Consider the following 23,237-nt stretch of genomic DNA (forward strand, 5'->3'; position numbering starts at 1 on the left):
TGCCCGGACCGGCTTCTGGAGAAGTATTGAGAGGAAGAGCGCAATGCACACCGGTCCGCGGAGAAGGAAGCGGCGCCGAAGGGTAGTTCCGTCGGCATTGGCCTTGTTGCTGATCGGTGTTACAGCCTCTTCGGCACAGGCGGATACCGTTCTGTCCCAGCAGTGGCACCTCGACAAGATGAAAGCCGAGGAGATGTGGCGGACCAGCACCGGGAAGGGCGTCACGGTCGCTCTCATCGATACGCGGGTGCGTGAGGTTCCCGAGTTGGCAGGGCGGCTTCTTCCGGGCAAGAACTTCGCGCGGGCGGCCCCCATGGAGCAGAACGAGTACGGCACCACGGCAGCTTCCGTGATCGCCGGCAGCGGAAAGGGGCCCGGTGGCCAGGAGAGCGCATACGGGCTCGCTCCTGGGGCCAAGGTCCTTCCTCTGGTGATCCCCGAGGGCCAGGGCGCCGACAACGCTGCTGAGCAGAACAAGGCGATCAACACGGGAATGGCTCCGGCTATTCGTTATGCGGCCGACTCCGAGGCGAAGATCATCAGCGTGTCGTTCGGTGCGTCCGAGGACGACCAGCCGGTGCGGGATGCAGTGAAGTACGCGCGGAGCAAGGGAAAGCTGATCTTCGCGGCTGTCGGTGACTCGAGCATTGATGACCCGCTGGTGGAGTACCCGGCCGCAACGCCCGGCGTCGTCGGCGTCACCGGCATCGGTAAGAACCTGCACGCGATCAAGAAGGCCGGCGTGGGGATCACAGTGGATCTCAGTGCCCCCGGCGAGGACGTGATCAGCGCGTGCGCCGGTGGGACCGGGCTGTGCAAGAGCGGGGGCACCGGGGTGGCCACCGCTCTTGTCTCCGCGTCCGCCGCCCTGATCTGGGCCGAGCACCCCGAGTGGACGGCCAACCAGGTTCTGCGCGTGATGGTGAACACGGCGGGCGGTCCCACCAGCGGAGCGCTGCGGAATGACTACATCGGTTATGGCATCGTCCGTCCTCGTGTCGCGTTGAAGACGCCGGGCGACCCGGGACCGGCCGACCGGGACCCGATCCCCGACTACCGCACCGCGTCGCCCGCTCCCTCCGAGCTGTCGCCGACGACGAAGCATCCCGACGACGCGAGTGCCGCGCCCGCGCCGGGCAGCTCTGTGGCGTCCGCGACGGACGTCGGACACAGCGGATCCTTCTGGGCGGCTCTCGCAGTGTGTGTGGTCGGAGCGCTCTGCGTCGTCGCCGCGGGCCCGTTGCTGCTGGCCGACCGGCGCCGTATGCGGCTCAGTCGTCCTTGAGCCGCCAGGCGGCCGTGCCGCCGCCCACGGCGAGTACAGCACCTCCAGCGGTGAGCGCTGTCAGGAACCTGCGCCGTGCATGACTCATCGGCGCGGGCGGACCGCCGGCGGGGAGCAGTCGCCGTGCCTCGGTCTCGTACCAGTCGATCAGGGGCGCCAGGCCGCCCTGTCGCCAGACCCTCTCTGCTTGCCGCGAGGGCGTGAACGCCTGGGCGATCTGTTCCGGTCCGGGGCGCAGTCCGGGTTCTTTGGCGAGACAGGGAGCGATGAGGGCACGCAGCGGCTCCGGGACGTGCGACAACTGAGGCTCGCCGTGCACGACTTCGTACTGTACGGCGGCGACATGACTGCCTGTGAAGGCGCGTTGCCCGCCTGCGGCGTATACCAGCACAGCACCTAGGGAGAAGACATCGGCGGCCGGGCCCACCCGGTGGCCGAGCACCTGCTCGGGCGCGCCGTATCCGGGGGTGACGGGAATCTGCCCCGTGGTCGTCAGGGTGAGACCGTGTTCCGGTCGGGCGATGCCGAAGTCGATGACGCGGGGTCCACCCGAAGTCAGCACGATGTTCGCCGGCTTGAGGTCGCGGTGCACGAGACCGGTGGCATGGATGTCGTGCAGGGCGCGGGCCAGGGCCGCGGCCAGGACGTACACGGTCTGGCCGTCGAGCGGGCCATGGGCGTCGACTGTCTCCTCCAGGTTGGGGCCGGCCAGGAACTCGCTGGCGATCCAAGGACGCCCGCCCTCGACCTGCGCGTCCAGTACCCGGGCCACTCCCTTGCCGGTGACGGACCGTGCCGCCTGCGCCTCGCGGACGAAGCGCTGCGCCAGTTGCGGGTCGTGCGACAGCTCGGGCCGGAGCGATTTCACCGCGGCGCGGCGGCCGTTGCTGTCCTGGCCGAAGTAGACCTTTCCCATCCCGCCCTCGCCGAGCACACCGAAGAGGCGGTAGGGGCCCAGCCGGAGCGGATCTCCAGTGTCGAGCGGTTTCATGTGAGGTAACTTCCTTGCAGGGTCGCGGTGTTCTGCCTTGGTGGAGGCGGGGAGACGTCAGTCCATGCGCAGGGCCTCCACCGTTCTGTCGCCGGTGCCGAGGAGGGTCTTGTCGGCGGTGAACGCAAAGCGCCAGATCGGTGTCTTCAACGACCGCACGTATTTCCGGGTCCTGAGGTCGATTGCACCCAGCCCGGATTCATCCTTGTAGTAGAGGTGGGTTCTGCTGAGGACGGGCGGGCCGACGGCGATGCTGGCGTTGCCCTCCGGAGCGAGAGCTTCCCAGAGCAGTTCACCGCGCTTCGTGTCCAGCGCGACGATTCCCCGGTCGCCCTCGGCCGCGTACACCACACCGCCGCGCACGGCAGGGGCTCCGTACGGGTGCCCCCCGATGACCGAGCGGTTGCCGAAGATGCGATCGCGACCGAACTCCCAGATCACCGTGGCGTCGGAGAGGCTAATCGACCGAAGCACATCCGTCGCGACATACACATGTGTTCCGTCGTCCGCGAGCTGCCCACCGCTGGTCACCGGGCTGGTGTTGACCCTGTAGTCCCAGTTCGGCAACGTCGTCGTCCACAGGTTCGTGCCTGAACCGGTGTCGTGAGCGCTGAGTACGAGATCGGATGTCACCCGGCCCGTGACGAGCCGGTTCCCAATGACTTTGGCGAAGCCGATTCTTGAATCGTCATGGCTGAAGGGGACACGCCAACGTACCCTCCCGGACGCGGCATTCACGGCGAGCAAGTCCCAGTCGCGCGGCTCGGCCGAGCCGGTCTTCTCGACCGCCAGGTAGACAGTTCCACCGGATGCCGCGAGCAGCACGGCGACGGCTGATACCAACGACGCCTTGATGCTGGGCAGAGTGGTGATTGTGCGGTGCGGCAGACCTGTAGCCGGGTCGAGGGTGATGAGTGACACTCGCTTCTTCTCGTCGGGAGCCAGGCAATAGAGCCGAGTTCCGTCAGTGACGGGTGAGGGACTGATCCACTCGGAAGAGGTGGCGGGCCCCGAGGGGTCGAACCGCTCCGGGGGGTACCACCAGCGTTCCTTGCCAGTCGCCGGATCCAGACCACTCAGCCCCGTCGAGGTTGCCACGGCCACTCTGTCGCCCACGAAGAGTGGCGGAGTGTCGCTGTCGACCGAGACCGACTTGTTCGTCCACAGGACGCGCCACGGACCCTCCGCATCCCGGGCCGTCGGTCGGGCGGTGGGTTCTGCCTCGGTCGGTGGGCCCGATTTCCTTGCCTCGGACTGCCCTGGCCGGAACCACAATCCAGTGCCTGCCACCGCCGCTCCGGCCGTCGCCAGCCCGGTGATGGACAGGGCCTTCCGCCGCGACATGCCAGTACCGCGCCCGGACGCCGACGGTTCGGACCCTGGGACGGGCTGCTCCGGCGATACCGCCGGAAGGCGTTCGGGCCGGAACTGCCAGACTTCCGCCGCGAGGCGGGCGATCTCCGTAAGCACCTTGGCGGGCAGATGGTCCGCGAACTCGCCGTGCCCATCGTGGAGTTCGGCGGCCAGCTCTTGCGTGGTCGGGCGCAGGGACGGGTCCTTCGCCAGGCACCGGGTCAGGATCGGGGCCAGAGTGGTCGGGACGCCGGTCAGGCCAGGGTCGGCGTATCGGACCCGGTAGAGCAGATCGGCCGCCTGGCCGCTGCCGAAGGGGCCGTGGCCCGAGGCGGCGAAGACGAGGACACCGGCGAGGGCGAAGACGTCACCGGCCGACGTGTGTTCCTGGTCGGTCGCCTGTTCCGGGGACATGAAGGCGGGTGTGCCGGCGGCTGCTCCCACACGGGTGAGGCGGTCGTCGCCGATCGCGCGGGCGATGCCGAAGTCGATCACCTTCGGTCCGTACGCGGTGATCATGATGTTGGACGGCTTCAGGTCGCGGTGCACCACATCCGATCCGTGCAGCTGCCCGAGCGCTCCGCAGAGCGCCGCTCCCACAGCCCGCACGGTGGCCTCGGGAAGCGGTCCGCACAGGGAGACCGCGTCGTCCAGGGGTGGGCCGAGCACGTACTCCGTCGCCAGCCAGGGCATCTCGGCGAGCGGATCGGCATCGACGACCTGTGCGCCGTGCAGGCCCCCGATGACGCGGGCAGCGTCGGTCTCGAGGCGGAAGCGGGTGCGGAAGGTGATGTCGGCGGCGATGTGCGCGTGCACGGTCTTGAGAGCGACCGTACGTCCGCCGGGGGAGCGCGCTAGATAGACGGTTCCCATTCCGCCGCTGCCGAGCCGGGCGACCAGCCGGTAGGCGTCGATGTGCTGGGGGTCGTCGTGGAGCAGAGGCTTGATCATCGGTCAGCTTCCGAGTGGCGGGAGAACGTCGGCTGCGAGGATTTCCGCGGACTGGCGCGCAATCGCCGCGATTACCCGGCCGGGCAGCTGCATCCGGTTCGCTTCCGATCCCGAGTCCAGGACGGTGGCGACAGGCGATGTGGGCGGGGCAGGTGACGCGGGCGAGAGTGCCTGCAGTACGTCGATCGCCCGGGGGCGGGCCGCGGGGTCGCGGGCCAGGCACGCCGGTATGAGCGAGCGCAGCATGCCGGGCAGTTCGTCCCGGTCGGGAACTGTGTGGCCGGTTGCCGCGTACGCGAGCACAGCGCCCAGTGCGTACACGTCGCCCGCTGGCCGGGGGCGCCCGCCCGTGGCCTGTTCGGGCGGGAGGCTGCCGCGCTCAAGGCCGGGGAGCCCTGAGCGTGATTGTCCGTCCTCGGCGGCGGCCCGTACTGCGCCGAAGCAGGTGAGCTGCGGCCCGTCTCCGGCCAGCAGCACAGCGGCGGGGGACACCCCGGCGTAGGTCAATCCGGAGGCGTGGGCGGTGGCCAGCGTCTCTGCCAGGCAGACGCCCAGGGCCCGCAGCGTGTCTCCGGTGAACGGCCCCCCATGGACGGCCAGAGCCGTCGGAAGAGGGACGGCCGGCACGTACGGGCGCGCACACCAGGCGGGGATGCCGGGATGCGCGTACTCGGTGACGGGGGCGAACCAGGGGCCGAGATGGCACCTGGCGGCCTGTGCCTCCACGAGGAATCGGGCGGAGTCGACGCCGTCGGGCGGGACGCTCACCACGGATGTCCGGTCGCCGTCCGCAGTACGTGCGATGAAACGCTGCTCGGGGACGGGCATCGCACCGGGGCCGGTCGGATCCAGCCTCGTGATGACGGTGTAGGGGCCGATCTGCCGGGCGGAGGTGCGGCGCGGCTGTTGCATGTAGCGGAAATCCCCCCGGACGTCATCAGAACAAGGGAAGCCTACTCAGCTCCCCAGAGGCTGATCCCAAGGGCTGCGGTTGTGGCCACTGTTGATGAACATCGCGATAGGGGCGGGACTGTGCGGCGGGAGGAAGGCGTCGACACAGCCCAGCGGCGCGCTGACAGATGTCCGTGTGGTGAGATCCCGGCGTTGCGCTGCGGACCCGGCGGTTCTCGTCGAACCGGTCGATGGCCAGGGTCGGGGTATGTCGAAGTCATCCGGGGCGAGGCGTGATCGGTCGCGCGGCCTTTCCTGCGTCGGCTTCACCCCTCCTCCGGGGCCAGTTGCGCCATCACCAGCCCGTACAGCAGCTCCACGTCCACGAACTCCCCCTCTTCCGGTGCCCCGCATCGCCAGCTCAGCGGGTATGTGTTGCCGTCCGGTGCGGGGATTCCCACGTACTGGTCCCGGGCAGCCGGCCCGAAGCACCTGGCGCCCGGCGGCCAGTCGTACTCCTTGCTCGATCCGGGCGGGATCAGGAAGTACGTCCACCGGGCACCCGCGATCTCCCGTACGACCGGGCCCGGTTCGCCTTCGGTGAGCGTCCCGAGGTGCTGCAGAACTGCCTCGCCCCGTACGCCCCGCAGCCGGATGGCGTCGAAGTGGATGCCGGTCAGGTGGAGTTGGAGTCCGGCGGCGGGTACCCATTCGGGGAGTTTCTTGCTCGTCATGACCCCAAGCATCCCGGCGGCTGCATAGCGTGACCAGGAGGACGCGGTCCACATCGACGGGATGTGGTGAGGGTGGTGGTGGCTGTGGGGACGAGTGGTGAGCCGTCGCAGGTGCGGCGGCTCGTGGGCGAACTGATCCGTATTCATCGGGTGCGGGCCGGGCTCACGCAGAAGGACGCGGCGGACAAGCTGTTGATCTCGGAGTCGCTGATGGGGGCGGTCGAGCGGGCGGAGCGCATTCCGTCGCTGGAGCTGCTGGCCGACGCGGACCGGGTCTTCGTCGCGGGCGGTGCGCTGAAGGCGTGCATCGAGCTGATCGACGAGGAGAAGTACCCGGCAAAGTTCCTGGACTGGGCGCGGCTGGAACGGCAGGCGCGGGTCATCAGCGCCTACGAGACGATGCTGATTCCGGGGCTGCTCCAGACGGAGGGGTACGCGTACGCCCTGTACCGGTCACGTAAACCCGCGTACACCGAGGACGAGATCGTCCGGCACGTCGGGGCGCGGCTGGAACGGCAGGCCGTGCTGATGCGTACGCCTCCGCCGTACGTCGGGTTCGTCATCGAGGAGTCGATCCTGGAGCGGACGCTCGGCGGTGCGGAGGTGCTGAAGGAGCAGTTGCTGCATCTGCTGGAGTGCATGCGGCGGATGAACCACCTCACGGTGCAGGTGATGCCCTCGGATCAGCACACACACGCGGGATTGATGGGGCCGATGCAGTTGATGTGTACGGCGGAAGGCCGCAATCTGGTGTACGTGGAGGCGCAGGGCGACGATAGGTTGATCTCCAGGCCGGAGAAGGTGGCCGATACGTTCGACCTCTTCGGCATCCTGCGGGCCCAGGCGCTCAACCCCTGGAAGTCGGCGGAGATCATCGAAACGAAGGCGAGGCAACTGTGACCACCACCGGGCCCGAGCTCTCCTGGTTCAAGTCCAGCTACAGCGGCAATGAGGGCGGCGCCTGCGTCGAAGTCGCCTACGACTGGCGCAAGTCCAGCTACAGCAACAACGAGGGCGAGGCCTGCGTCGAGGTGGCCACCTGCCCCCACACCGTCCACGTCCGCGACTCCAAGGTCACCGAAGGCCCCACCTTCGCCGTCACCCCCGCTGCCTGGACCGCTTTCCTGGCCGGCGCCGTCACGGGCTGATCGCGAACGTGTTGCGAGCTGCTGATCCCGGCCCCGCCGTCGTCCTCATCACCGGTGTGATGGCGTCCGGGAAGTCCACCGTTGCCCAGGCCCTCGCCGAGCGGTTGCCGCGGGCTGTTCATGTGCGGGGGGACGTGTTCCGGCGGATGGTGGTGTCCGGGCGGGCCGAGATGGTGCCGGGGGCGTACGAGGAGGCCGAGGCTCAACTCCGGCTGCGGTACCGGTTGTCCGCGATGACGGCCGATGCGTACGCGGGTGAGGGATGGACCGCGGTGGTGCAGGACGTGGTGCTGGGGGAGGAGTTGGCCGCGTATGTCGAGCGCGTGCGGACCCGGCCGTTGTACGTCGTGGTGCTCGCGCCCGATCCGCGGGTCGTTGCCGAGCGGGAGGCGGGGCGGGGCAAGAGCGGTTACGGGGCCGGGTGGACGGTCGAGGCGCTGGACCGGGTGCTGCGGGAGGAGACGCCGCGGATCGGGCTCTGGCTGGACACGACCGGGCAGACCGTGGGGCAGACGGTCGACGCGGTTCTCGCGGGGCTCGACCGGGCGCGGGTGGTAGGAGCAGCGGAGAGCTGAAGAGGCTGGAGGGCCGATGCATTCGAACCTAATGTCTTATTTAACAACAGTTCCTCTATGGTTGGTGCGGTAAAGCACCACGAGGAGGAGTCAGCCGTATGAGCAATCTGTTCGTCATCGCCTACGACGATCTCGCCACCGCCGACCAGGTCCGGGACAAGCTGCTGTCCATGAACCGCGAGCACCTCGTCGAGCTGGAGGACGTCGTCGTCGTCGAACGGCGCGAGAAGGACGGCAAGATCAAGCTGCATCAGGCCGTCAACCACGTGGGTACCGGTGCCGCGGGCGGCGCGCTGTGGGGGAGCGTCATCGGGCTGCTCTTCCTCGTGCCGTTCCTCGGTGCCGCGGTGGGCGCCGCGGCCGGCGCCGCCGGAGGGTCCGCCGTCGACACCGGTGTCAACGACGACTTCATGAAGGAGCTGAGCGCCAATCTCCGGCCCGGCGCCGCCGCCGTCTTCGTGCTCGTCAGGACGTCCGCCCGCGACAAGGTCGTCCCCGAGATCGTTAAGTTCGGCGGCCAGCTCGTCCAGACCTCGCTCAGCAAGGAGGACGAGGCACACCTGCGGGAAATGGTGAAGGAAGCGCTCAAGGCAGAGACGACGATCGCCTCCTGATCTCCGGACCGTACGAGAGAAGGCGACTGCCCGCGCCGTGCGCAGGGTGGTCGCCTTTCGTATGTGGGGACCCGGTGCAGATCAGGGTTCCCCGCGGAAGTACCCCGTCCTTGTCGAACTCGGTGAATCCAAGCCGGTACCCGAAGACGTCGTCGATCGCTGCGAAGCGCTGAAGCAATTCATCAACGGTTTCGCACCGTCCGCGCTCAAGGCCCAGGGGTGTTCCTGAAAAACGCAGACGCCCGCCCGGCGCGACAGATGACGCGTGCTGGGCGGGCGTACTGCGTGGAGGCCGTGACCGGATTCGAACCGGTGTGACTCGAGTCGCAGTGCGAGCCCCTGAACAACTCGGGCACGCGGCCGTGCGTTCCTCTGTGCTGGTGGACTCGGCCCAGTGCTCGAAGCTCTGGGCGCGTTCGGTCAGCCAGGCCAGCAGGTCGAGGTGGGTCTGCGGGTCGACGCCGTGGTCTGTGCGATCAGCCATCCCGTCCACAGTAGAGAGCCTCTCGGGCAGTAGGAGCGAACTGTCCTACCTGCCAGCCCAGTTGATACGCCGCTCCTCAACAACCCGAACGTCCTACGCTTTGCCTGCTGGGCCATTCCGGTTACAACTCACCTACGACTGGGGGTGGTCGGGGCGTACTTCGACCTGCGGAGTGGCTCTCATTTCGAGTGTGTCGGCGGCCCTGGTGGGGTGCGGCGACGAGCCGACGAACGGTAGACATGGCTGCCCTTGGTTTCCACTTTATTCGGTTTCGTGAGAAAAGTGAGGACCTCTCGGGGTGCATCGGCTGAAACCGAGCGGCTAGCGTGAGCGTCGGTGAAAATGGCTTCGACGGCAACCAGGGATGGGTAACGGGGGAATTCGTGACGTTCGACGCAGAGTGGGCGGCGCTTCGCGCGGAATCGACGCAACGGGTCGATGTGCGGCTCAACGGGGTTGAGGGCGGCACTGGTGGCCAAGCCGGTCCCGTCAACGCCGATCTGGCGGTCAATCAAGACCACTTGGGTGCCATTGGGCATGATGCGTACGGTTTGCGTACCCGGCTTTCCAAGGAGGGTGACCATGCTCGGCCCTCGACCTTCGACGCGGCGATCGCGCTCACCAATGGGAACTTTTCGAGTGGGTCTGCGCTGTTGAAGGTCCATGATCGGTGGAACACCCACCTGAAGACCCTTCTCGATTCCTGTGCGCAGATCTCGAACCATCTCGACTACACCAAGTCCGCCCATGCGAAGGACGATGTGCAGATCGGTGGCGATCTGATTTCTGTTTCCAAGCTCAATCAGTACCTGAAGTAGTGCGTGGGGGAACAGGAACATGCTGAAGTTCGAGGACATTGTCGACGCGCCCGTGGCCAAGCTGAAGGCGGCGGCTGACGACTGGTCGGAGATGGTCACCAAATTGGACCGGCTGGCCGAGGATGCCCGTGACGGTATGAAGGCCAAAGCTGACAAGGCCGAGTGGGAGGGTGTCAACGCGGGGGTCACGAAGGGGTTCATCGGCAAGACGGCCAAAGAGTTCAAGGACGCTGCTGCCGAAGCCAAGGGGGTCAAGCAGATCCTCGAAGACGCGTGCGCGGCCATCAAGAAGGCCAAGGATGCGCTGATCAGAATTCGCGACGACGATGGACCCTCGGCCGGCATCCATGTAGACGCCAAGGGCAAGGTCACGGCTCGGCATCCTTACGAAAAGTCAGGAGTCTCGCCCAACCAAGATCCCGACTATTTCGAAATTCTGGGCCAGCAGAAGAAGGCGATCGAGGCATGGCAGAAGAAGATCGACCTCATCGTCGACAACTGCAATGACACCGATGTCGCCTTCAAGAACGCCCTTGAGGCCAACGTCACCGAGGGGCGCGACTTCACCGCGCCGAAGTACGAGAACCTGGACCAGGAGGAGGCGGCCCGCGCAGCCGCACTCGCTGCCAAGGGTCGCGACATCACACACACCGAGCTCCAAGCGCTCAATGAACTGCTTCACGACAACAGTAATTCTTCCGAGTTCGCGAAGGACTTCTACAAGAAGCTGACCCCGGAGAAGTCACTGTCGTTCTTCGGTCAGCTTTCCACTGACACACAAAGCCACGGAGCGGTCGACAAGAAGCGCCTCAAGGACGTCCAGGATCTCCAGAAAAACCTCGGCCTCAACCTGGCAATGGCCTCCCAGGACAAGGAGTTCACCGCGAAGTGGGGCCCCGAGCTGCGGGGGCTTGGTACGGAACGCATCCCAATTGGTGCCGGTCGCTATGGGTACGACACCGCATACGGCTACCAACTGCTCGGCGGCATCATGCGGTACGGGAACTACGACGCCAAGTTCCTCAACCCGATCGCCGAGCATGTGGCTCAGTTGCACCAGAAGGATCCGCGCATGTTCGCAGGGACCAGGGTCATGAACGGTCTCCTCGTGAATCCGTTCAACCCCTCCGGCGTCAATGGGGCGGGCTATGACCCGAGCATTGCCATGCTGGAGGCGCTGGGGAACAGTCCGGACGCGGCCAAGCACTTCTTCACTGATGAACCGACCGCCTACAACGAGGACGGCACGATCAATAGGGACGCGCAGGCGGACCTGGGCAAGAGTAAGGACGGCTATCCTGTCGAGAATTACCTCGACTTCTTCGCGAACGACAAGTGGGATTCCTTCCCGGATGCCGAAAGCGGGGCCCCGGAGGGAGTGAAGGGGGCGGCCGACTACATGCCGGATGCCTTCGGGCACGCCTTGGAGGCCGCAACTACCGGACACGGTTGGGACGATGCCACGCCGGTGCTGAATAGGGATGAAGCGACGGCGGCCATTATGAAGGACGTCATCAACACGTACGGCGGAGACTCGGGCCTGAGGGAACGGCATGCCGCCCTGAAGGACAGCCTCGGGCGAATGGGTGCTGCATACATTGATGATTTGAACTACTCCACATACAACTTCGGTGGAGCTGGAGATTCCGTAGAGCGGGACAGTCTGTTTGCCAGGAGTAGTGACGGTTCGCACAGGACCGACTTCGGGGAGGTCGCAGCCCGCAGGTTTATGGCTTCGATCGCCATGGATGACGAGGGCTACAAGGCATTGAGTTCGGCGCAGCAGATTTACGAAGCGAGCGGATTGAGGGCTTTCGGGGATGGGCGTCAGGAAGAAGCATTGACCTTTGCGGGGAATGGTACGAAGGTCCACGGAATTCTTGACGAGTCGCGTAATATCGGAATCAGTCAGGAGTTCAAGGATGAAGAAGACCTGAGGAATCTGGCGATGGAGAAGAAAGCCGAATGGAGGAAATATGGCGTCAGTAGCGCCGTTAGCAGTGTTGTCGGCGTGGGGTCGGCAGTGGTGCTCGGCCCGGCCGCGGGTGTGGTTGCAACCACAGCGGTGCCTCTCATCATGGAAACGGTAGGAGGGGCCGTCGACACGAAATATGGCAACGATACTCTTCAGTACTTGAAGGATGCCGAGTACAACAATGATGACGAGGCGCTTGGCAGTATTGACGGAAATGACAGCCAAGGGCAGGCAAGTGCTGTTGCTCCGATACTCCACTATGCGGACTCTGTCGGGATGTCCCTGGGGGAGAAGCGCCAACTCCTGACGGACACCGAGACGCAATACAACAATGGTGTCCTTGCCGCCCGCCAGCCGATGAAGGTCAAATAGTGACGAATCGTGCGTCGTTGTCGATGCTGGTCTGCACCCTGTTTGTAGGCGCTGTTGTGCTTTCCGGGTGTTCGGAAGCGAAAGGCCAGCCGGACGTATCCAAGGACCTTGCCCGCTGCCATCGGTACCTGGGCAAGCAGAACGTGGGGGCGGTGGTCGACGCGATGGGGGAGGGAGACTCGAACGTCTCCGCCCGCCTCGGGCTCAGAGATCTGGCCGGGCGTCTGACGAGTGAGGCAGAGGCGTGGACCGAGAACGATCTGCTTCACGATTCCTACAGCGCCTGCCGCATCAGTGTCCTGGGGAAGGATGGCGGCGCCCAGGTGACTGAGGCCACGGTCAAGTGGTCGGTTCTGACCATGAAGTCGATGAGCGAGCCAAAGTACGCCCGGTCTTGGCGCAAGGTGAACGACCAGGTCTTCGTCGAGAAGGAGACGGGGCGGCCGAGTATGAGGCTTCTCGTCAGGTGTGAGGTGTCCGGAGCGCCGTCGGGGCAAGGGGTGGGGCTTCCTCTCGAAATGGAAGTGGCCGACCCCGGGCTGAACGTCAGCCTGCGGCAGAAGGTGCTGACGGCGTTCGCTCGCATCGTTATGGGCGAGTTGGCATGCGCCGATACGCCGAAGATTCCATCAGTACTCCCTGGATGAAGTGGGGAGTGAGGCAACGGACGACTGGCCCGCCAATTTCTCAGCGCCCTGGGTCGGCGCCCGGATCCAGACGCCACGGTCTCCAGCGTCGAGCAGGTCTGTGCCCCGAGCGCGCTGGAGCATCGAGTGAACCCGTACGGCGACAGCACTCACAGCTTCGACACGGTGGGGGCCGGCCGTCGGCCGGGTTGCCGGGGAGGTAGTGAGTGCCTCTCCTCTCACTGGGGGAGAGGCACGCGGGGTCAAGGGTGGTGAAAGCCGGCCCGCAAGCGGTCCGCTGGTCGAGCCGACAACGACGAGCATGCTTGAGCTGCGTCCGTGCTGATCGTTCGTGCGGTGGGGTCTGGAGCGCCTGCGGCGAGGCCGCAAGGTCTTGTGGAGGCCGTGACCGGATTCGAACCGGTGTAACTCGAGTTGCAGTCGAGCCCCTGAACCACTCGGGCACACGGCCGTGTGTTCCTCGTCGTGGTTCGACCGTAGGGGCGGGTGTTCCGGGTGTTCAAGAGTGCGGGGCGGGGTGCAATGCGACTGCCATACCGCGTTCACGATCGGCCTCGCGGTCCTACGACCAACGGACGAGCGGCGGACCGTCCCGCGACAGGGCTCAAATGAGATCTTGCCCCTTACTCTTGGGCTCATGAGTGCCCTGGAACCGCGTGACGACATCGATGCCCCGCCGCTTGCCGCGGAGGCTCCTGTCGCCGTCGAATCCGGAGGGGTGCTCGGGCGTACCTACCGGGCGCTCAGCGTCGGCATCGTCTCCGTCGTGTTCCTGATCGCCTTCGAGGCGACCGCCGTGGGGACCGCGATGCCGGTCGCCGCGCGTGAGCTGCACGGCATCCCGCTCTACGCGTTCGCGTTCTCCGCGTACTTCACGACCAGCCTCTTCGCCATGGTCCTCTCCGGGCAGTGGGCGGACCGGCGCGGTCCGCTGGGGCCGCTCGCCGCCGGGATCAGTGCGTTCGGGGCGGGGCTGCTGCTGTCGGGTACGGCGGGCAGCATGTGGACGTTCATCGCCGGGCGCGCCGTTCAGGGGCTCGGCGGCGGGCTCGTGATCGTGGCGTTGTACGTGGTGATCAGCCGGGCCTATCCGGAGCATCTGCGGCCGTCGATCATGGCCGCGTTCGCCGCGAGTTGGGTGATCCCGTCCGTCGTCGGGCCGCTCGCCGCCGGGAGTGTGACCGAGCACCTGGGGTGGCGGTGGGTCTTCATCGGCATCCCCGTGCTGGTGGTGTTCCCGCTGGCGCTCGCGCTGCCCGCGATCCGGCGCCGGGCATCGGGGCCGGCCGATCCGACGGCGCCCGTCGAGCCGTACGACCGGCGCCGCATCCTGCTCGCGCTCGGGATCTCGCTGGGGGCGGGGCTGCTCCAGTACGCCGGGCAGGAGCGGAACTGGATTGCGGTGCTTCCGGCCGCTGTCGGGTTCGGGCTGCTCGTTCCCGCCGTGCGCGGGCTGCTGCCCCCGGGCACCGCGCGGGCGGCGCGCGGGCTGCCCTCGGTGGTGCTGCTGCGCGGGGTGGCGGCCGGGTCGTTCATCGCCGCCGAGTCGTTCGTACCGCTGATGCTGGTGACCCAGCGTGGCCTGAGCCCGACGATGGCCGGGCTCTCGCTCGCGGCCGGGGGTGCGACCTGGGCGCTCGGTTCGTACGTACAGTCCCGGCCGCGCCTTGAGCCGTACCGGGAGCGCTTGATGGTGGGCGGCATGGTGCTGGTCGCCGCGGCGATCGCGGCCGCGCCGTCCGTGCTGATCGACTGGGTGCCGGTCTGGACCGTGGCCGTGGCGTGGGCCTTCGGGTGCTTCGGCATGGGCATGGTGATCGCATCGACGAGCGTGCTGCTGCTGAAGCTGTCGGCGCCGGAAGAGGCGGGCGCGAACTCGGCCGCCCTCCAGATCTCCGACGGGCTGTCGAACGTCCTGCTGCTGGCCGCGGGCGGAGCGGCCTTCGCCGCGCTCGGCGGCGGTGCGGTGGGGGCCGTGCACGGGGTGGCGGAGGCGGGGGCCGCCGGATCTCATCCGGGGGCGTTCGCGGTGGTCTTCCTGCCGATGGCGGGGGTGGCGCTGGTGGGGGCCTGGGTGGCGGCGCGGGTGCGGACAAGGGCTTAGTACCGCGTGGTACCACGCGGTTCCGTCCAAGCATGGCTGGTCTGAATCTGCGGTTCACCGAAGAAGAGCTGGACGCACTGCGTGCGCGCGCCGAGTCGGAAGGGCGGAGTATGCAGTCGTTCGCCCACGACGCGGTGATCACCGCCATAAACGAACACTCGCGCCTCTTCAACGAGGCTGCGGACCACGTGCTGAAGGTGAGTGAGGAGCTCAACCGGAGGCTCGCCTGATGAACTACCTCACGCTGCCCGAGCTGCTCGACCTCGCCGAGCGCCTCGGGGCCGCAGAGGTGCGCGACTACGGGCTGCTCGACTCGGCGCTCGCCCGCCCGCAGGCGAGCGTGTTCGGCCAGGACGCCTATCCGGACGTGTGGCAGAAGGCCGCGGCGCTCATGGAGTCCCTGGCCCGCAACCGTGCGCTCGTCGACGGGAACAAGCGCATCGCCTGGTATGCCACCTGGGTCTTCCTGCACATCAATGGGCATCGCCTGAGCGCGGACTTCGATGTCGACGCAGCCGAGAAGTTCGTGCTGGATGTGTGCCAGGGCGCTCTCGACATGCCCGAGATCGCCGAACGGCTTCCCGCTTTCGCCGTGTGACGCCGATCTGTGAAGACGATCTGTGAAGAGGGTCTCAGCGGCGCCGAACCGCCGTTCGTCCGTACGGGGTTCCGCGCCGCCCCCCGGTAAGGTGGCCCGGTTGTCGTATCGCGTGCGGGTCCGTCCCGGCCCGTGCGGACAGCGCCCCACGTACCCGAGAGACCCGAACCGGAGACCGTGACTACTACCGCCTCCCACCACCTCTCACCCGCCTTCCCCGGCCGCGCCCCCTGGGGCACGGCCGGCAAGCTGCGAGCCTGGCAGCAGGGCGCCATGGAGAAGTACATCCAGGAGCAGCCGCGCGACTTCCTCGCGGTCGCCACCCCCGGCGCGGGGAAGACCACCTTCGCGCTGACCCTCGCGTCATGGCTGCTGCACCACCACGTCGTGCAGCAGATCACCGTCGTCGCGCCGACCGAGCACCTGAAGAAGCAGTGGGCCGAGGCAGCGGCCCGGATAGGGATCAAGCTCGACCCCGACTACAGCGCGGGTCCGCTGAGCAAGGAGTACGACGGCGTCGCGGTCACCTACGCGGGCGTCGGCGTGCGGCCGATGCTGCACCGCAACCGCTGCGAGCAGCGCAAGACCCTCGTCATCCTCGACGAGATCCACCACGCCGGTGACTCGAAGTCCTGGGGCGAGGCGTGCCAGGAGGCGTTCGACCCGGCCACCCGGCGGCTCGCGCTCACCGGTACGCCGTTCCGGTCCGACACCAACCCGATCCCCTTCGTCATGTACGAGGAGGGCAACGACGGCATCCGGCGCTCCTCGGCCGACTACACCTACGGCTACGGCAACGCGCTCGCCGACGGCGTCGTCCGGCCCGTGATCTTCCTCAGCTACAGCGGCAACATGCGCTGGCGCACCAAGGCCGGTGACGAGATCGCCGCCCGGCTCGGTGAGCCGATGACCAAGGACGCCATCGGGCAGGCCTGGCGCACCGCCCTGTCGCCCACCGGCGAGTGGATCCCCAATGTGCTGGCCGCCGCCGACAAGCGGCTGAGCGAGGTGCGCAAGGGGATTCCGGACGCGGGCGGACTGGTCATCGCCACCGACCAGGAGTCGGCGCGCGAGTACGCCAAGATCCTCAAGCGGGTCACCGGTGAGAAGGCCACGGTCGTCCTCTCCGACGAGAAGGCCGCATCGAAGAAGATCGACCGGTTCAGCGAGGACGAATCCCGCTGGATGGTCGCGGTCCGCATGGTGTCGGAGGGCGTCGACGTGCCACGCCTCGCCGTGGGCGTGTACGCCACCACCATCTCGACGCCGTTGTTCTTCGCGCAGGCCGTCGGGCGCTTCGTGCGCTCGCGCAGGCGCGGTGAGACCGCCTCGGTCTTCGTACCGACCATTCCGATGCTGCTCGACTTCGCCAACGAGATGGAGGTCGAGCGGGACCACGTCCTCGACAAGCCCAAGAAGGGCAGCGACGAGGAGAACCCGTTCGCGGAGGAGGACAAGCTCCTCGCCGACGCCGAGAAGCTTGAGGACGAGGAGACCGAGGAGCAGCTGCCCTTCGAGGCCCTCGAATCCGACGCGGTCTTCGACCGGGTGCTGTACGACGGTGCCGAATTCGGCATGCAGGCGCACCCCGGCAGCGAGGAGGAGCAGGACTACCTGGGGATTCCGGGGCTGCTGGAACCCGACCAGGTGCAGCTGCTGCTCCAGAAGCGGCAGTCCCGGCAGATCGCGCACAGCCGCCAGAAGCCGGCCGGGGAGGCCGACCTGCTGGAGAAGCCGGCCGACGCGCGGCCGGTGGTCACGCACAAGCAGCTGCTCGGGCTGCGCAAGCAGCTCAACACGATGGTGTCGGCGTACACGCACCAGAGCGGCAAGCCGCACGGAGTGATCCACACCGAGCTACGGCGGGTGTGCGGCGGGCCGCCGAGCGCGGAGGCCACGGCCGGGCAGATCCAGCAGCGGATCAAGAAGGTCCAGGAGTGGGCCACCCGCATGACGTGAGTCGGCGGGGCGTTCGGATGCCGGCCCGGGGCGGGGACAGCGGTCCTCGCCCCGGGCCGGCGTCGTCGGTGCGGATGAGGGGGGCGGCTACCAGACGAACGGCGCGGACTGGTTGGCCGTGGCCACACACGGAACCGTGGCCGACGTCGGGGACGAGGCGACGATCTGCAGTGACCAGTTGGTGGCGCTCGGGGGAGCGGGCAGCACCACGGAATTCGTGCTGTCACCCGCAGCCAGGGTGCCGGAGGTGAGCTTCAGCGGGCCCAGGGTGATCGGGCTGCCGCCGCTCATGCCGGGGTTGGTCCTCCCGGAGAACTGCACCTGACTGGTGACGCCGCCCGAGGTCTTGGTGAGCTTGAGCGTCGTCGTGATGCTGTTCGGGTCGGCACTGGTACCGGCCGGCATGGTGATCGCGGTGGACGTGATCTTGATGGTCTTGGACGTGCCCGAGTCGGTGGCGGTCAGGGTGGCGAGACCGCTGCCCCAGGCGCCGCAGTCGTACGTGGCCGTCGCGGTGAGCGGGGTCACCGCATGGGCCGCCGGAGCCAGCGCGAGCGCGCCGGCCACGGAACAGGCCGCGGCCAGTACCAGCGGGATGCGTCTTCGATTCGACGACATGACGGGGGGAACTCCTTCCGGTTCTGAATTCCGCAGATTCACCGAAGAGGCGGATCCGCGTTGCCGGGCCCGGCATGTCGGGTGCAGTGAAACTGTGATCTTCAGAGAAGTCAAGAGATGTCAACCGGCACACTTGAATCAACGGCACGCTTGAATTTCTTGCGGAAATGCTTTTCGAGCATTTCAGACAAGGATCATTAAATTCTCTCTTGACTTCTCCGCACGTGACCTCCTCAATGTGCGCAATCAATGGGCCATGGAGGGGTGTCTGGTGATACGACGACGAAGACCCGGCGTGACCGGTCTGCTCGCTGCCTGCTTCGTGATGTCGCTGAGCTGCGCCGGGGCCACCGCCCAGGCCGCGCCGCCGGCCGGGTCGCAGGCCGCCGGTACGGTCACCCCGACCGTCCACTGCACCCTGCCCGCGGGCCAGGGCGAGGCGACCGGGCCGCAGCAGATGACCGTCGAGCTGTCGCCCGCGGTCGTCGCCCCGGGCGGCAAGGTGCACGCGAAGGTCACGCTCGGCCCGTCCCCCGCCACCAGCGGCCTCGCCCTGGAGGACGTGCCGACCATCCCCAGCCTCGACCTCGCCATGTCCGGCGGGGCGACCGGCACCGTCACGGTGCGGGGTGCCGAGTTCACCATGGACATCCCGGCCGGCAAGCCCATCGAACTCCCCCCGTACGAGGGCGACTTCCTGGTCCCCGCGAACGCCTCCGGGGACATCTCGTTCGCCCCGCTCCGTACGCTGACGCAGACCAAGGTGCTCGGCTCGGTCTTCGAGACGCCGTGCGGCGTCGTCGACGGCGGCGGCTCCATCGGCACCGTCACGGTGGAGGGCACCGGCTCCGAGCCCGCCACCCTGAGCGCGCCCGCCGACCCCGTACGCCCCAACACCGCCGTGACACTGGGCGGTTCGGGCTGGGCGCCGGGCGGCACGCCGGTGCCCTCGCTCTGCGCGGTGGGCGGTGGCGGCTGCGATCCGCTGAAGTTCAAGAGCCACACGCTCACCCTCGACAGCTACGGAACACTGCACGGCACGGCCACCCTCGCGGAGGCCGGTGCGGTGCCGGACGGTGCGTACGAGGTGAAGGTCAACGACGGTACGAAGGAGGCCACGGCCCCCCTCACCGTCAGGGCCGTCGCGGCCGGCGACCGCGAGATCTCGCTCTCGCAGAGCAGCGGCCCGGTCGGCAGCGTGATCACGGTCAACGGCAAGAACTACAACCCGGACCGCTGGATCAACGTCATCGGTCTCGACGCGACGGGCACCGGGCTCGATGACAGCGCGGTCTACGTCAAGAGCGGTTCGGACGGCACCTTCGCCGTCGAGTTCACCGTGATCTCCGATGCCGTGGTCGCCGTCCAGGCCGACGAGGGCAACGACCCGGCGACCGTGCGGACCGCCCCGTTCACCGTCTCCACGGGCGGGGGAGGCGGCGGCAGCGCCGACCAGAAGCTGAACACCTCGGTCAGGGCCGGGACGTTGTCCATGGTCCAGGACGGTGACATCGTCGACTTCGGTACGACGGTCCTGGGCACCGGCAGCGGTGTGCAGCGCTCCCGGCTCAACCGGGTCGAGGTGGAGGACGCCCGCGGCGTCGACAGCGGCTGGTCCCTGACCGCCACCCTCACCGGCTTCACCAGCACCGGCGGAGGCACCATCCCGGCCGGCGCCGTCCGGTGGACACCCAGGTGCACGGCGCAGAGCGGCAGCGTGGGGGTGCCGGTGGCCGGATCGCCCGCCGCGCTCGGAAGCGGGGCGGCGAGCCTGTGCCGGATGGATCCGGACGGCTCCCGCCCGTTCACCGGCGGCCGGTTCGACGCCGACGCCGATCTCACCCTCACCGTTCCCGGATTCACCCGGCCCGGAGATTACAGCGCCACTCTCACCCTCACCCTTCTCTGAGAACCGTCAGGAAAAGTCCCGGAGGCGCCCGCCCGCTCCGTATCGCATCGGAGCGGGCGGGCGCTCGACATTCCGGACCCGCCATTCCGGATTCGGAGAATTTCCGCAGCCGCGGACGACACCCATGGAGGAGCCGCATGCCCGCCCGACGATCGAGAAGAACCGAAAGACCGGGTGCGGTGTTACGCCGTGCCGTGGCCCTCACCGCCGGGGCCGTGCTCGTCTGGACCGGCGGCACCGTCGCACTCGCGCCCGCCGCCGAGGCCGGCACCGTCACCCCGACCGTCCACTGCTCCCTGCCCGCGGGCCAGGGCGAGGCGACCGGGCCGCAGCAGATGAGCGTCGACCTCTCGCCGGCCATCGTCGACCCGGGCGGCAAGGTGCACGCCAAGGTCACCCTCGGTCCGTCCCCCGCCACCAGCGGCCTCAGCCTGAGCGATGTGCCCACCACGCCCAGCATCGACTTCGCCATGTCCGGCGGTGCCACCGGCACGGTCACCGTGACCGGCCCCCGGATCAACCTCGACATCCCGTCCGGCAAGCCCATCGAAATCCCGCCGTACGAAGGGGACTTCATCATCCCCGCCGACGCGAGCGGCCCGATCTCCTTCACCCCGGTACGCAATCTGACGCGTACGAAGGTGCTCGGCTCCACCTACGAGACCCCGTGCGACGTGGTGAGCGGCGGCGGGTCCATCGGCACGGTGACCGCCGAGGGCACCGCGGGCCATCCGGCCACCCTGACCGCGCCCACCACCGCCGTCCGGCCGTCCACCGGTGTCGCCCTGTCCGGCAGTCTGTGGACCGCGGGCGCCACCCCCGTACCGTCGCTGTGCGCGGCCGACGGCGGCGGCTGCGACCCCGGCAAGTTCGTCTCCGGCACGCTCGCGATCAGCGGTTCGGGGGAGCTGACCGGAAGCGCGGTGCTCGCCGCCGCGGGCGCCGTGCCCGACGGCTCGTACCTGGTGAAGGTCGGCGACGGTACGAAGGAGGCGACCGCGCCCCTGACCGTCAAGGCGTATCAGCCCGACGGGCCACGGGCCATCGCGCTCTCCCGCGCCGGTGCGCCGGTCGGCAGCGTCATCGGGGTCACCGGCAGCAACTACTTCCAGGACCGGTGGATCAACATCATCGGCCTGGACGCGAGCGGGGCGACGCTCGACGACACCGCCGTCTATGTGAAGAGCACCCCCGACGGCACGTTCAGCGCCGAGTTCACCGTCTCCGACCCGGCCATCGCCTCGATCCAGGTCGACGAGGGCAACGATCCAGCCACTGTGCTGACCACACCGTTCACCGTGACCGACGCCTCCGCGACGCTCTCCGCGGGCGCGGCGAAGGTCAAGCCGGGCGGGACGATCGCCCTCTCCGGCGGCGACTGGCCGAGCGGCACCACACCCACCGCCGCGCTCTGTGCCGCCGACGGCGGCTCCTGCGACAGCGCCCGGATCAGCGGCTCCACGCTCCGGATCGGCGCCGACGGAACACTCGCCGGTACGGTCACCGTCGCCGGATCCACGCCGCGCGCCGTGTACGCGCTCCGGGTCACCGCCGGGGGAGCGCAGGCGCTCACCCCGCTGACCGTCGCCCCGTCCTTCGTCGTGCTCACCCCGTCGGCCGGTCCTAAGGGCACCGCCGTCACCGTCATCGGGCAGGGCTTCGCGAAGGTCGCGACCGTCTCCATCGTCGGGCTGCGGGCCGACGGCTCGCAGACGTCCGACCCGGCGAAGACCAAGGTGGTCGGGCTGGACGGGGCGTTCTCGCAGACCTTCCGGGTCGACGCCGCCGACACCGTCGCCATCCGGGTCCGGGAGGTACTCGTCAACCCACGTACCGAGACGGCGGCGTTCACCGTCCAGGACGGGACCGTCCCCGCCGGACCGTCCTTCGCGCTCTCGCCGTCCGAGGGGCCCGTCGGCACGGCGGTCCAGGTGACCGGGCGCGGATTCGCCCCCGTCGCCACGGTCTCGGTGACCGGCCGCACCGCGGACGGGAAGCAGACCGCCGACCCGTACGTCACCCGGGTCATCGGCCTCGACGGCACCTTCGCCCTCGTCTTCACCGTCCGCGACCCGGCGACGAAGGCGATCCGGGCCTGTGAGGTGCTCGTGAACGGAAAAATTGTGCAGCAGTCATTCACCGTGAGTTAACGGCTGTTCACTTCCGGTGCGCGAACCGCCGTGAAGGCGTCGGCCGACCTGGACGCGCGTAGATCCCCGGGCTCCGGCCGGCGCCGCGCTGACCGGCGCTTATGCTGCTTCAAGACAACCCTGCCCCCGGCGACGCCCGGATTCTGGACGAGGTCTTCCGCTGAGCGGACTCCCTCGCTACTGTCCCAAAAAATGAACGCCCCGTGGCAGAGCCGCCGCGGGGCGCAGCCGGTGCCTGGCCAGGCCGGCGGCCTCTCCGTGCGTCGCCGCTGGGACCGGCGGCGCACATTCCGTGGGAACCAGCCGCTGCCGCTCATCAAAGAGGAGAGGGCGTCGTGACCGCGGAAACCTCCCAGACGCTCGACCGGGGCCTGAGGGTCCTCAAACTGCTTGCCGACACCGACCACGGCCTGACCGTCACCGAGTTGTCCAACAAACTCGGTGTCAACCGGACCGTGGTCTACCGTCTGCTCGCCACCCTGGAACAACACGCCCTGGTACGCCGTGATCTGGGCGGCCGGGCCCGAGTGGGGCTGGGTGTGCTGCGCCTGGGCCGCCAGGTGCACCCGCTCGTCCGCGAAGCCGCACTGCCCGCGCTGCGCTCGCTCGCCGAGGACATCGGGGCCACCGCCCATCTCACGCTGGTCGACGGCAGCGACGCGCTGGCCGTCGCGGTCGTCGAGCCGACCTGGACCGACTACCACGTGGCCTACCGGGCCGGTTTCCGCCATCCGCTGGACCGGGGCGCCGCCGGCCGGGCGATCCTCGCCGCCCGCCAGAAACCGGTCGGCGAGACCGCCTTCACCCTCACCCACGGCGAACTGGAGGCCGGGGCGAGCGGGGCCGCGGCGGCACTGGTGGGGGTGACCGGGGTCGAGGGCAGCGTGGGCGTGGTGATGCTCGCGGATTCCGTACCCGAGCGCGTCGGCCCGCGCGTGGTGGACGCCGCCCGGGAAGTCGCGGACGCGCTCCGGTAGCGCGTTGCGAGCCGGACCGGCGCCCGCGGGCAGAGGCGGACGGCGCGGGTGCCCGGGTCGTGGCAGGGGCCGGTTAGATTGGGC

General features: G+C 68.2%; 19 protein-coding genes, 2 tRNA genes and 1 pseudogene. 15 read left to right on the forward strand and 7 right to left on the reverse strand.

Annotation, left to right across the window (positions count from 1 at the left end; all coding sequences use genetic code 11):
- Window positions 1-178: 178 nt before the first annotated feature.
- Window positions 179-1,285, forward strand: coding sequence for a S8 family serine peptidase (locus tag ABZY11_RS06390; protein ID WP_356478008.1), 1,107 nt, complete (start codon window positions 179-181; stop codon window positions 1,283-1,285).
- A gap of 4 nt (window positions 1,286-1,289) precedes the next feature.
- On the opposite strand, the pseudogene ABZY11_RS06395 reads toward ABZY11_RS06390, so the two are convergent.
- The 4 genes and pseudogenes from ABZY11_RS06395 to ABZY11_RS06410 form a co-directional block, all read right to left on the reverse strand.
- Window positions 1,290-2,276: pseudogene (locus ABZY11_RS06395) on the reverse strand (serine/threonine-protein kinase); the annotation flags it as partial.
- 57 nt (window positions 2,277-2,333) lie between these two features.
- Complete coding sequence (locus ABZY11_RS06400) at window positions 2,334-4,580, reverse strand: PQQ-binding-like beta-propeller repeat protein (RefSeq protein WP_356478009.1); 2,247 nt, start codon at window positions 4,578-4,580, stop codon at window positions 2,334-2,336.
- A gap of 3 nt (window positions 4,581-4,583) precedes the next feature.
- Window positions 4,584-5,492 carry a serine/threonine protein kinase gene (locus ABZY11_RS06405; RefSeq protein ID WP_356478010.1) on the reverse strand — a complete coding sequence of 303 codons (909 nt, stop codon included), beginning with the start codon at window positions 5,490-5,492 and terminating at the stop codon, window positions 4,584-4,586.
- A gap of 305 nt (window positions 5,493-5,797) precedes the next feature.
- Window positions 5,798-6,205 (reverse strand): hypothetical protein, encoded by a 408-nt coding sequence (locus ABZY11_RS06410; RefSeq protein ID WP_356478011.1) that lies wholly within the window; start codon window positions 6,203-6,205, stop codon window positions 5,798-5,800.
- 123 nt (window positions 6,206-6,328) lie between these two features.
- On the opposite strand from ABZY11_RS06410, the gene ABZY11_RS06415 reads away from it, so the two are divergent.
- The 4 genes from ABZY11_RS06415 to ABZY11_RS06430 all read left to right on the forward strand — a co-directional run bounded on the left by ABZY11_RS06415 (window position 6,329) and on the right by ABZY11_RS06430 (window position 8,542).
- Window positions 6,329-7,105 (forward strand): helix-turn-helix transcriptional regulator, encoded by a 777-nt coding sequence (locus ABZY11_RS06415; protein WP_356478012.1) that lies wholly within the window; start codon window positions 6,329-6,331, stop codon window positions 7,103-7,105.
- A complete protein-coding gene (locus tag ABZY11_RS06420; RefSeq protein ID WP_356478013.1) occupies window positions 7,102-7,353 on the forward strand; it encodes a DUF397 domain-containing protein in 252 nt (83 codons plus the stop codon). The genes ABZY11_RS06415 and ABZY11_RS06420 overlap by 4 nt, the downstream gene beginning before the upstream one ends.
- A gap of 8 nt (window positions 7,354-7,361) precedes the next feature.
- Window positions 7,362-7,928: an AAA family ATPase gene (locus ABZY11_RS06425; RefSeq protein WP_356478014.1), complete on the forward strand. Its 567-nt coding sequence runs from the start codon at window positions 7,362-7,364 to the stop codon at window positions 7,926-7,928.
- A gap of 98 nt (window positions 7,929-8,026) precedes the next feature.
- Window positions 8,027-8,542 (forward strand): DUF1269 domain-containing protein, encoded by a 516-nt coding sequence (locus tag ABZY11_RS06430; RefSeq protein WP_326765842.1) that lies wholly within the window; start codon window positions 8,027-8,029, stop codon window positions 8,540-8,542.
- A 286-nt stretch (window positions 8,543-8,828) separates the two neighbouring features.
- On the opposite strand, the gene ABZY11_RS06435 is transcribed toward ABZY11_RS06430, so the two are convergent.
- Window positions 8,829-8,904, reverse strand: a tRNA-Arg gene (locus ABZY11_RS06435).
- A 505-nt stretch (window positions 8,905-9,409) separates the two neighbouring features.
- Here ABZY11_RS06435 and ABZY11_RS06440 point away from each other — a divergent pair.
- From ABZY11_RS06440 to ABZY11_RS06450, 3 genes are read left to right on the forward strand one after another with little or no spacing between them, the layout of a single operon-like run.
- Entirely contained in the window at window positions 9,410-9,844 is a 435-nt protein-coding gene (locus ABZY11_RS06440; RefSeq protein ID WP_356478050.1) for a hypothetical protein, read from the forward strand.
- 19 nt (window positions 9,845-9,863) lie between these two features.
- Window positions 9,864-12,191 carry a hypothetical protein gene (locus ABZY11_RS06445; protein ID WP_356478015.1) on the forward strand — a complete coding sequence of 776 codons (2,328 nt, stop codon included), beginning with the start codon at window positions 9,864-9,866 and terminating at the stop codon, window positions 12,189-12,191.
- 17 nt (window positions 12,192-12,208) lie between these two features.
- The gene (locus ABZY11_RS06450) at window positions 12,209-12,838 is read left to right on the forward strand and encodes a hypothetical protein (protein WP_356478016.1); all 630 of its coding nucleotides are present in this window, start codon (window positions 12,209-12,211) and stop codon (window positions 12,836-12,838) included.
- 376 nt (window positions 12,839-13,214) lie between these two features.
- Here ABZY11_RS06450 and ABZY11_RS06455 read toward each other — a convergent pair.
- Window positions 13,215-13,289: transfer RNA gene (locus ABZY11_RS06455), tRNA-Cys, on the reverse strand.
- A 186-nt stretch (window positions 13,290-13,475) separates the two neighbouring features.
- Here ABZY11_RS06455 and ABZY11_RS06460 point away from each other — a divergent pair.
- The 4 genes from ABZY11_RS06460 to ABZY11_RS06475 all read left to right on the forward strand — a co-directional run bounded on the left by ABZY11_RS06460 (window position 13,476) and on the right by ABZY11_RS06475 (window position 17,499).
- Window positions 13,476-14,942 (forward strand): MFS transporter, encoded by a 1,467-nt coding sequence (locus tag ABZY11_RS06460; RefSeq protein ID WP_356478017.1) that lies wholly within the window; start codon window positions 13,476-13,478, stop codon window positions 14,940-14,942.
- A 32-nt stretch (window positions 14,943-14,974) separates the two neighbouring features.
- A complete protein-coding gene (locus tag ABZY11_RS06465; protein WP_114249050.1) occupies window positions 14,975-15,172 on the forward strand; it encodes an Arc family DNA-binding protein in 198 nt (65 codons plus the stop codon).
- Window positions 15,172-15,540 carry a Fic family protein gene (locus tag ABZY11_RS06470; RefSeq protein ID WP_356478018.1) on the forward strand — a complete coding sequence of 123 codons (369 nt, stop codon included), beginning with the start codon at window positions 15,172-15,174 and terminating at the stop codon, window positions 15,538-15,540. Before ABZY11_RS06465 ends, ABZY11_RS06470 begins: the two co-directional genes overlap by 1 nt.
- Before the next feature lie 177 nt (window positions 15,541-15,717).
- Window positions 15,718-17,499 carry a DEAD/DEAH box helicase gene (locus ABZY11_RS06475; protein WP_356478019.1) on the forward strand — a complete coding sequence of 594 codons (1,782 nt, stop codon included), beginning with the start codon at window positions 15,718-15,720 and terminating at the stop codon, window positions 17,497-17,499.
- Between the two features lie 87 nt (window positions 17,500-17,586).
- Here ABZY11_RS06475 and ABZY11_RS06480 read toward each other — a convergent pair whose 3' ends face one another.
- Window positions 17,587-18,117: a hypothetical protein gene (locus ABZY11_RS06480; protein WP_356478020.1), complete on the reverse strand. Its 531-nt coding sequence runs from the start codon at window positions 18,115-18,117 to the stop codon at window positions 17,587-17,589.
- A 295-nt stretch (window positions 18,118-18,412) separates the two neighbouring features.
- On the opposite strand from ABZY11_RS06480, the gene ABZY11_RS06485 reads away from it, so the two are divergent.
- From ABZY11_RS06485 to ABZY11_RS06495, 3 genes are all read left to right on the forward strand, one after another.
- On the forward strand, window positions 18,413-20,026 hold the full coding sequence (locus ABZY11_RS06485; protein ID WP_356478021.1) for a hypothetical protein: 1,614 nt from the start codon (window positions 18,413-18,415) through the stop codon (window positions 20,024-20,026).
- A gap of 179 nt (window positions 20,027-20,205) precedes the next feature.
- The gene (locus tag ABZY11_RS06490; protein WP_356478022.1) at window positions 20,206-22,176 is read left to right on the forward strand and encodes a hypothetical protein; all 1,971 of its coding nucleotides are present in this window, start codon (window positions 20,206-20,208) and stop codon (window positions 22,174-22,176) included.
- Between the two features lie 335 nt (window positions 22,177-22,511).
- Window positions 22,512-23,153: a helix-turn-helix domain-containing protein gene (locus tag ABZY11_RS06495; RefSeq protein ID WP_124723277.1), complete on the forward strand. Its 642-nt coding sequence runs from the start codon at window positions 22,512-22,514 to the stop codon at window positions 23,151-23,153.
- Window positions 23,154-23,237: the final 84 nt, after the last annotated feature.

The sequence above is a fragment of the Streptomyces sp. NPDC006510 genome, from assembly GCF_040611955.1.
In the GTDB taxonomy this organism is placed as follows: Bacteria; Actinomycetota; Actinomycetes; order Streptomycetales; family Streptomycetaceae; genus Streptomyces.

Bases quoted from the DNA above. Each gene is read 5' to 3' on its own strand.
- ABZY11_RS06390 (WP_356478008.1), top strand. From the start codon at position 179: ATGAAAGCCGAGGAGATGTGGCGGACCAGCACCGGGAAGGGCGTCACG.
- ABZY11_RS06400 (WP_356478009.1), bottom strand. From the start codon at position 4,580: ATGATCAAGCCTCTGCTCCACGACGACCCCCAGCACATCGACGCCTAC.
- ABZY11_RS06405 (WP_356478010.1), bottom strand. From the start codon at position 5,492: ATGCAACAGCCGCGCCGCACCTCCGCCCGGCAGATCGGCCCCTACACC.
- ABZY11_RS06410 (WP_356478011.1), bottom strand. From the start codon at position 6,205: ATGACGAGCAAGAAACTCCCCGAATGGGTACCCGCCGCCGGACTCCAA.
- ABZY11_RS06430 (WP_326765842.1), top strand. From the start codon at position 8,027: ATGAGCAATCTGTTCGTCATCGCCTACGACGATCTCGCCACCGCCGAC.
- ABZY11_RS06445 (WP_356478015.1), top strand. From the start codon at position 9,864: ATGCTGAAGTTCGAGGACATTGTCGACGCGCCCGTGGCCAAGCTGAAG.
- ABZY11_RS06460 (WP_356478017.1), top strand. From the start codon at position 13,476: ATGAGTGCCCTGGAACCGCGTGACGACATCGATGCCCCGCCGCTTGCC.
- ABZY11_RS06465 (WP_114249050.1), top strand. From the start codon at position 14,975: ATGGCTGGTCTGAATCTGCGGTTCACCGAAGAAGAGCTGGACGCACTG.
- ABZY11_RS06470 (WP_356478018.1), top strand. From the start codon at position 15,172: ATGAACTACCTCACGCTGCCCGAGCTGCTCGACCTCGCCGAGCGCCTC.
- ABZY11_RS06480 (WP_356478020.1), bottom strand. From the start codon at position 18,117: ATGTCGTCGAATCGAAGACGCATCCCGCTGGTACTGGCCGCGGCCTGT.